Here is an 8,750-nt window from a genome sequence, read left to right on the forward strand (position 1 = left end):
GAAATAACTGTTTCTGAACTAGAAGTAGCTGGAATAGCGATGGTTGAAAAATCGAATGACATAGTTGATTTTTACCTTTATATTAAAAAATATCCGCAGGATCAGCCGAACGGAGTTTTCGCATTGCAATTGCCCCAGAAATAGTACACATAACTACCGTTAAAATAAAAACATTAATTGCCCGATCTACCTTCATATATATTGGTAAAAGAGTTGCCGCAAAAGTTAATTGATATATCCCAAAAGATAGAAAAAATGCAGGTAAATAACCCAAAGCTGCTAACAATAATGCTTCCTGCAACAAAACTCGTAATAGATAATTGTCGGTATAACCCATTGCTTTGAGAGTGGCGTATTCTGGTAAGTGATCAGAAACGTCGGAATAAAGAATTTGATAAACAATGACAATACCAACAATAAAACCGACTATCACACCCAAACCAAAAATAAAACCAATCCCTGTACCATTAGACCAATAAGTTCTTTCTTTTTGGGCAAATGTTTCCGGAGTACCAACTTCAACAAAGGGATTTTTGGGATCTGGATTTAATCCTCTTCTCAGTTGTGCTTGAACTTTTTCAATATCAGCACCGGGTTGAAGAGTAATTAACCCAACTTCAATTTGATCAGGTTTACGAGTAGGAAATAATTGTAAAAAAGTAGAATCACTAACAACAACATTACCATCAGCAGCAAAGGAAGCACCATTTTGAAATAATCCCTTGACACTGACATTTCTTCCGCTTAATTCGGCGTTAAATTTCCCTGTTTCTCGAAAAATACTCCCAACTTGTCCATATTCTGGACGACTAGCTTCATCAAACAAAACTTGATTTAATTGTTTAAGATAATCTTTTTTAGCTTGCAGTTCAGGAAATTTCAAGCCAGGTGTAACCGGATCTACACCCCAAACTAAAATAGCTCGATCCATTCTTGTTTCAGGATTGCGCCATTGTCCGGTACTAATGTAAATAGAACTAACTGATTTTACACCATTATAACTTAATGCTTGATAAAGTCTTTCTCTCGAAAAACTTTTAACTGAAAATAAAGTTTCAAATTGAGGATTAATTAATACTAAATCCGCTTGTAGATTGCGATGAGGTTGAACAGCAGCATCAAATAATGCACTTTCAAAACCCATCTGAATAAATATCAGTATATCGGCAAAGCTAATTCCCGCGACTGCAACCACAAGCCGCGTTTTTTCTTTCATTAATTGTCGCCAAGCTAGGGGAGTTTTCCGAAACATTTTATTAATCATTTTTTTCCTCTCTGCACCTCTATGGGAAAATAAATTACAATTTAATTGTTGTTTGCACTTGTAAATTAGTTAAACTAGAAACTTTTTTGCTATCTTCAGGATTCAGGCGAATTTTTACTTCTACAATCCGGCTATCTAAGTTTTCTCCTGGTTGATCACTAAAAACATTTTGGCGGTTAACTTGTAAACCAATTTGTTCAACTGTACCTTGCAGTTCTCCTGTAAATCCTTGACTGGTAATTATAGCTTTTTGTTTTAATTTTATTTTGCTAATATCTGTTTGATAAACTTCTGCTACGGCTACCATTGTGTTAGTTTGAGCAAAATCAGCAATACCGTTTTCACCAATTTTTTCGCCGACTTTAGTATGGATTTTGATAATTTGTCCTGTCATTGGGACACGAATATAAGCTGCTTCTAGTTCAGTTTCTGCACGTTTTAAATCAGCGATCGCACTTTCAACTTCTGCTTGCGCTAACTGCACATCTACAGGACGAATTTCGGCGACACTATTCAGTTTGGCTGTGGCTTCACTAATTTGTTTATTGCTAGTAGTATTAATGCGATTGAGTTCAACTCTAGCTTCTGCTAGTTGTTTATTTGCTGTAGTATTAATCCGATTCAGAACAGCTTGGGATTCACTTAATGTCTGTTTAGCAGTTTCGACAGTTAATCGTTTGCTATCAATTACAGAGTTAGAAATTGCCCCTTCAGTAAATAACTGTTCATAGCGTTGATACTCTAGTTCCGCATTTTTAAGTTCTGCTGTTAATTTATTAATAGTTGCAGTTTGGGCAATTCTATCACCTTGCCATTGGGCTGATATCCGAGCAATATTTTCCTGCTTGGCTTGCTTATCTCCTGCATATTGTGCCTTAATCCTCTCAACACTTGCTTTTTGTGCTTGAATTTCTCCTAATTTAGCTCCGGCTTTAATTTGTTGTAATTTAGCTTGGGCAACTCTCACTTGTTTCTGTGCTTGAATGACGGAATTTTTTAAGATATCACGAGATTGTAAAATAGCAATTACCCGTCCTGCATTAACATTATCACCTTCTTTAATTAATACTTCGGCAATGCGATCGCCATCTAATGCTAAAGGTGCAGATAATTTAATGACTTCTGTTTCTGGTTCTAGTCTTCCTAACGCAGTAACTATTTTCGGAACAGGTACAATTGTTTCTACTTCTGTTACAGACGTTTTACCCATTTGCCCAAAGTTGGAAATCCCATAAATAGCAATTCCTGCTGTAATCGTAGTAGCCGCAATTATTAAAGCAATTAAACCTTGATTTTTTGGTTTAAACAACAGTTTATAATTCATCTAATTTCCCCCATCAAAAATAAATTTATTGGCATTTATTCCTAGACTTTTTCTCTAAATATGCTGTCACCATTTCACCCAAAAGCTGGCATTGTTCAGGAAAATCAATATTTTCATTTCCCCATAATTTTTCCAGAACCACACCATTCACAAAACTCAAAACAAAAGAGGCTAATACCACATCTCTAACACCTAATAAATCACAGGCTACGTGCTGACATCTTTGATTAGCACGTTTAAAAATAGTGCTATTACTCAGCATTATTTTTGAGTCTTGATGTTGACAAAAATCAACCCAGACATAAGTCCACTTAATTAAATAATCCTCATTTTTAACCAGGTATTCTCCCAAGGCTGCCATTAATTCTGATAAGTTATTTTTCCCTCCAAACTCTGTTAAAGCTGCAATAATATCCTGCTGACTAATTTCTTCCACCAATTGCTCAAACAAAGCTTGTTTGTTGGGAAAGTAATGATACAGCGTCCCTGTTGAAACCTTTAAATCCGCAGCAATTTCCCGCATGGTAATGGCCGCATAACCTTTTGCAGCAAATAAATCAAAACATTTACCGAGTAATTCTTTGCGGTATTGTTCGTGATCAACAATTTTCGGCATAGCCCGGTTTTTATATCGAACGCTTGTTATATTAAACAATAAGATAATTTTAGAGTGTTTGTCAATATATCTTTACAAAATTAATGTCCTAGTTAAAACGGTGTTTTTACCTGTAAATGTAAGATTTTTTCTACATGAGGATGCTGAAAACTTAACTCCCTTGCGTGCAGATATAATCTACTTTTCTTTGCATGACAACCATAGAGTTTATCTCCCAAAATCTTCATTCCCAGCCCTCTCCTATCAGCAGCATGGACTCGTAATTGGTGGGTACGTCCAGTGAGAGGCGTAAATTCTACCCGTGTAAAATTTCCCTCCCTGTCCATGATCCGGAAATGAGTTAAGCTAGGTTTTCCCCGTTCTAAATCCACTTGTTGATAAGGCCGATTGTCAGGATTTCCCCACAAAGGTAAATTAATTTCACCTTCCGTAATATTTAAAGAACCTGCAATTATCGCTTCATAAACTTTATGAACTTGTCTTTTTTGAAATTGTTGACTTAATTGAGAATAAGTAAATAAATCTTTAGCTATTAATAAAATCCCAGAAGTATCTTGATCTAAACGATGTATAGCTATTAATTCTTGATTATATAAATAACGTAAGCGACTAATTACACTATCTTGATTATGAAAATAACGACCAGGCACAGATAATAATCCAGAGTATTTATTGACAGCAATCAGCCATTCATCTTCATAAATTATCTCTACTTTGTTTGGTTTTAATCCTGATAGTAGAAATCCCATTAAAGGTTGACATCTTTCTAAACAAGCACCGTAAAATTCTCCTTTAACTTTATTCTCTATAGTAGAATCACCCCACCAAAATTCAGCCATTGCTAGAGGTTTTAATCCATGAGTAGCTGCATAATGTAATAATTTAGGAGCGCAACATTCACCTGTACCCGTGGGTGTTCCTTTTGGTAATAATTGCTGTAAAGATAGAGATTTTCCATAAAAATTAGTGAGGCTATAAGCAGCGTGCATTTGTTTTTGTAATTGCCGGGATAGTTGTTTCCGTTGTTGTTTTAGTTCTGAAATTTTCTTGTCTGCGGTGGTTATAGTTTCCTGTAAAGGCTGTAAAATTCCATTTTGATAACGTTTAATATTTCGGCGTTCAATTCCCTGCTGACGACTTTCTGCCTCTAGTTTTGCCAGGGCAATTTTCAAAGATTCTTCTGTGAGATTTTGATCAAATTGTCGCCGTTGTTCTTCTCTTAGCAATTTGCTATGATCATGCTGTAATTTAATAGCTTGTAACTGTAAAGTATATTCAGCAAATAGAGCCTGATATTCTCCTCTTTCTGGAACTTGTTGAAGACTAATTATTTGTTGTTTAATTGCTTCTAGCTCTGCTAAAGTCTGGTTTTCTAATAAAGCTACTTCTTCTCTTCCAGAGATAGGGGAAACCCAACCTTCAACAATACTATTACCATTCAATAAACCAGAAAAAGCTTTAATAACTCTTTGTTCACCATTGGGTAATTCAACTAGCAAAATACCATACATTTTTCCCTCAGAGCCATACAATTGATTTTGCTCAATTTGTTGCATTAAACCATAAGCTATAGCTTCTGATAAAGGTGTACGGGGTAATCTGAGAACTTCGCCAGTTTCAGGACATTTCCCTTCGTAGTAATAGTTAGTTTGTAAAGAAGCAATAATAGAATTGGAGTTGATAAAGTCTGAAAGTGGATGAAGAATAACCATAAAATATATAGCGGTTCCTAATCTGATGAGGTACAAAAAAATCTGCGTTTATCTGCGGTTAATTTCTACTGCTTATAGCTCACTTGAATGGAAATTGGGCGTTGCTGAATTAGGGTATGAAATTCAAAAATCAATGATTTCAAACTCTTACTCTCTGTGACTCTGCGCCTCTGCGTGTTCGCGCAGCGTGCCGTAGGCATAACAAAATCATACTCTTAATCAGCAACACCGGAAATTGCTATATAAATATAGTTGAAGGAGAGTTGGGGGTATCTCGATTAATTCTGATACTTTTCAAACATCCTCTAAAGAAGCATCATCTAGAACCTGAAATTATTAATTCATCAAAGGTTTAAATTTCTTTTAGCAAGCCCTATTTAAACCTACAAAAACAGTTTATTCCTCTTGTCGCAACAACCAAAAACCAGTATAAGTCATTCCCGAATCATCTGGCTGTACTAAAAGAAAGTGTAACCCATGACTTAGCTGTTTTCTTTGTTCATAAGTTTTTGCCGCATTGGTAATTTCCTCATCTTCAAAAGTCGCCAAAATCCATCTATCCACTAAACCAGCTTCTAAAATCAAACCATCAGGCGCACCAGAAATGTAGTTTAATGATACAGGATTAGTTTCTTGTAACCACTGCGATAAACGCATAGATTGTCGTCCACCATAAATTACTACCCCAGGAATAGGAATTGTTGAAGCTACACCAAGATTAATTGGTTTTAGAAACTCTGGGATTTGTAAAATAGGAATTGGACGTTCTATAAACTCATCCACAATATCACCAGATGGAATCGTTGCAAAGCGCCATTCTTCCCCCACAAATTTTCAGGTAATGGTACTGGAGGTGGTTTATCCACAGTTAGAGTATATTCCTTCGCTTTTAACCACTGTTTCAACGCCGTAGTTCTTCGAGTAGCTTCAACCTTGATACCTAAATTATTTCCCGCAGTTGTAATTAAACTTAAAGACTGAGGACGAAATACCTGAATTACATCTGGTAACTTTCCCCCACTTGCTAATTGTAATTGTTGAGTAATCCAAATAGAATTAGCTTGTGATTGGGGACAAGTAGCCGCATACTCGAAACTACGAGTTTCATTACAAACTAATAATTCCCATAATACCTGTCCTGGTAAATTTTGCCGGGGACTACGATAAAAATCAGCCTGCCAAATTAGACTCATTTATTACTCCATAAAACTTAAATAAACCGCTCAAATAAGAATTGAAGAAGTTTAATCTTTGACTAAATTTACTGCAAAGTCTAGTGCTTCTTTCGCTGTGGAAATTTTACCTTCAGCTTGGGCCACACCAACCTCCATTAATAATTCACCTACCTGTGGTGAAGCAGGAATGTTTAACGCTGTCATAATGTCTTTACCATTGAGTAAAGCAGTAGGATGTGCAACAACATCATTAGGGTTAAGATAACGCTTGATTAAAGGTTTGTATATAGCTAACATACTTTCCTCAAACATTCCCTTAGCTACAATATCATTTGCTAAAGCTAATACCAACACAGCCGGAAATAAAATACCCATTTCCCGAAAGAGAAAATACTGTTTCCGCAAAGATATATTTACCTCTTTTATTTCCGAAAACAGTCTTAAAGCCGTTGTTACACCCCGATTTTCTGTGCGACTGTAAGTAAGTTTCTGTAGTTCTATTTCTGCAACTTCTGGTTTTGAGTCAACAAGACAAGCAAGTTTAGCAATGCTTAACCAAGAAGTTTTCACAGTTTCACGCACATAAGTTGCCAATTCTTCTCCTAATTCCTGCCAATTATCGCTAATTAACGTAGCAGCTTGATCAACAGCATTTAACTTTATAAAACTTTGCTCAGTAGCATTTTTGAAAAACCTGGTTAAAACACCATCTTTCCAAGCAAGATTTAGCCAAGATGTCCCCTGAGAATTTGCCAACAAATAATTAATTTCTACTCGAACTCTTTCTGCTGCTACCTCATTGATGCTTGCTGCTAAACTACGAATTGTCTCCTGAGTAGCTGGTTCAATAGTAAAACCCAGTTGAGCAGCTTGACGATAAGCCCGCATTAATCGCAAAGGATCGTTTTGCAGATTTACAGGTGATATCATCCGTAATAAGCCATATTCTATATCTTTATAGCCTTGGAGAGGATCAATAATTTCTTGAGTATGGGGATTATAAGCGATCGCATTAATAGTAAAATCTCTTCTATACAAATCCGCAGTTAAACTCTCTCCCTCCTGTTGAGCAAAATCAGCCGTAGCTTCAGGAAATACTACACGAGCAATTTGTCTTTCAGCATCAAGTAATACAAAACCAGCTTGATAACGTTGAGCAATTTTTCTAGCTATCTTCACCGCATCCGATGGAATAATAAAATCTAAATCCATATACTCCCGCACTCTACCCAAAATCGCATCACGTACCGCACCACCTACCATATAAACAGGTTGTGGCAAATATTCCAGATTAAAAGGCCAATTTTTGGCGGCTAGGCGAGAACTAACTAATTCATCCATTGTCATAAAAATCAACCCAGTAAGTCATGCTTATTATTCTGGCTTAAGCTACATTAACTATAAAGGTTTTTAGAGTTGGTTCTATTATGTGTATTTGCGTGAATTGCCACTATGTAGACCGCTGTGTTACCTACAACGCCGTAGAAACTCAGCACCAACAGCCCCACCTGACAGAAACACCAAATTTTGACCCCAACGAACCTTCCATTAACGTCAATATTCGTACACAGGGCGAAATAATTGAAATGGAATGGGATGTTGTGGGTTGTCTCAGTTTTAAGCAAGAACTAGGTAAATGGTCTAAATTACGCCCAGGTGAATTAGTCCCCACCTAAACTCATGACTTCTCAGTTATTCAAGGCAGATTCTGAAGTGTTGCTGAATACTTCATACTGAAAATCAGCAACACCAAATTTGAAAAGCTTAATTCAGTTGCCCTGAAAAGCCCAAAACAAAAGCTATTTAACTTTCCGTTCCTAAATTCTGCTGTATTATTTATCAGAAAAATATATTTGCATTTACTTTGACAACCATAATCAAACATCTCCCACAGAATAAACACGCCTTAGCCTTGCATACCACAACACCAGAACTTGGTTTGGCAATTAGCAACTTTGCAGATCATCCCCAATCACAAGTTTGGAATTTAGGGCGTGATTTATCTAGTCACATCCATCAATACTTACTGGAAACAATTAAACCGCTAACTTGGACAGATATAGAATTTATCGCCGTTGCTAAAGGTCCAGGTGGTTTTACAGGAACTCGTATTGGTGTTGTCACTGCTCGTACATTAGCACAACAGCTAAAAATTCCAGTGTTTACCATTTCCACTCTAGCGGCAGTAGCTTGGCAAGAATATACCTTATATAACCATTCTATTGCTACTGACAAAACTGAAAATACTTCTCTCCTCCCCAAAAATTGCCAATATCCAGTAATTGCAGTAGAAATGCCAGCACAGCGGGGACAAGTATTCGGCGCTATTTATCAACCCACCCCTGATGATTCTGGCCTTACTGCCTTATTAACAGATACAGTCTTCACACCAACCGCATGGCAAGAAACCCTAGCTAATTGGCATACCAGTTATCAGTTAATTTCAGCTACATCTCATTTAGCCGCTACTGTTAATAGTATTTTGAATTTAGCTTATTTAGATTGGCAGCAAGGTAAAAAATCCCCATTGGTCACAAGCTCTGCCTTATTATGGACAGCATCCTGTAGATATTTGAGAATTGGCAAAATTGTCTAAGCTTTACATGGTAAAGCTTGTAGCCGAAAACAGTCCCTGGATTTCTCCATGAAATCACCTCCT

6 protein-coding genes and 2 pseudogenes are annotated in these 8,750 nt (G+C 36.6%); 2 read left to right on the forward strand and 6 right to left on the reverse strand.

Features of this window, described 5'->3' with window-relative positions; genetic code table 11:
- Nucleotides 1–82: 82 nt before the first annotated feature.
- From devC to FJR38_RS27105, 6 genes and pseudogenes are all read right to left on the reverse strand, one after another.
- Complete coding sequence (gene devC, locus FJR38_RS27080) at nt 83–1,264, reverse strand: ABC transporter permease DevC (RefSeq protein WP_168540653.1); 1,182 nt, start codon at nt 1,262–1,264, stop codon at nt 83–85.
- 34 nt (nt 1,265–1,298) lie between these two features.
- Nucleotides 1,299–2,588: an ABC exporter membrane fusion protein gene (locus FJR38_RS27085; RefSeq protein WP_168540655.1), complete on the reverse strand. Its 1,290-nt coding sequence runs from the start codon at nt 2,586–2,588 to the stop codon at nt 1,299–1,301.
- Between the two features lie 25 nt (nt 2,589–2,613).
- Complete coding sequence (locus tag FJR38_RS27090; protein ID WP_168540657.1) at nt 2,614–3,204, reverse strand: TetR/AcrR family transcriptional regulator; 591 nt, start codon at nt 3,202–3,204, stop codon at nt 2,614–2,616.
- A gap of 92 nt (nt 3,205–3,296) precedes the next feature.
- A complete protein-coding gene (locus FJR38_RS27095; RefSeq protein ID WP_168540659.1) occupies nt 3,297–4,916 on the reverse strand; it encodes an RluA family pseudouridine synthase in 1,620 nt (539 codons plus the stop codon).
- Nucleotides 4,917–5,312: 396 nt separating this feature from the next.
- A pseudogene (locus tag FJR38_RS27100) lies at nt 5,313–6,109 on the reverse strand (Tab2/Atab2 family RNA-binding protein).
- Nucleotides 6,110–6,160: 51 nt separating this feature from the next.
- Complete coding sequence (locus FJR38_RS27105; RefSeq protein ID WP_168540661.1) at nt 6,161–7,432, reverse strand: CCA tRNA nucleotidyltransferase; 1,272 nt, start codon at nt 7,430–7,432, stop codon at nt 6,161–6,163.
- 86 nt (nt 7,433–7,518) lie between these two features.
- On the opposite strand from FJR38_RS27105, the gene FJR38_RS27110 reads away from it, so the two are divergent.
- Both FJR38_RS27110 and tsaB read left to right on the forward strand, forming a co-directional pair.
- Nucleotides 7,519–7,767 (forward strand): Ycf34 family protein, encoded by a 249-nt coding sequence (locus FJR38_RS27110; protein ID WP_168497185.1) that lies wholly within the window; start codon nt 7,519–7,521, stop codon nt 7,765–7,767.
- 188 nt (nt 7,768–7,955) lie between these two features.
- Nucleotides 7,956–8,667 (forward strand): annotated as a pseudogene (gene tsaB / locus FJR38_RS27115) (tRNA (adenosine(37)-N6)-threonylcarbamoyltransferase complex dimerization subunit type 1 TsaB).
- Nucleotides 8,668–8,750: the final 83 nt, after the last annotated feature.

Source organism: Anabaena sp. UHCC 0253 (genome assembly GCF_009712085.1).
Lineage (GTDB): Bacteria > Cyanobacteriota > Cyanobacteriia > Cyanobacteriales > Nostocaceae > Dolichospermum.

What these genes read in the sequence shown, in the direction of transcription:
- FJR38_RS27095 (WP_168540659.1), bottom strand. Translation starts at nt 4,916, where the DNA reads ATGGTTATTCTTCATCCACTTTCAGACTTTATCAACTCCAATTCTATT.
- FJR38_RS27110 (WP_168497185.1), top strand. Translation starts at nt 7,519, where the DNA reads ATGTGTATTTGCGTGAATTGCCACTATGTAGACCGCTGTGTTACCTAC.
- FJR38_RS27085 (WP_168540655.1), bottom strand. Translation starts at nt 2,588, where the DNA reads ATGAATTATAAACTGTTGTTTAAACCAAAAAATCAAGGTTTAATTGCT.
- FJR38_RS27090 (WP_168540657.1), bottom strand. Translation starts at nt 3,204, where the DNA reads ATGCCGAAAATTGTTGATCACGAACAATACCGCAAAGAATTACTCGGT.
- FJR38_RS27105 (WP_168540661.1), bottom strand. Translation starts at nt 7,432, where the DNA reads ATGGATGAATTAGTTAGTTCTCGCCTAGCCGCCAAAAATTGGCCTTTT.
- devC (WP_168540653.1), bottom strand. Translation starts at nt 1,264, where the DNA reads ATGATTAATAAAATGTTTCGGAAAACTCCCCTAGCTTGGCGACAATTA.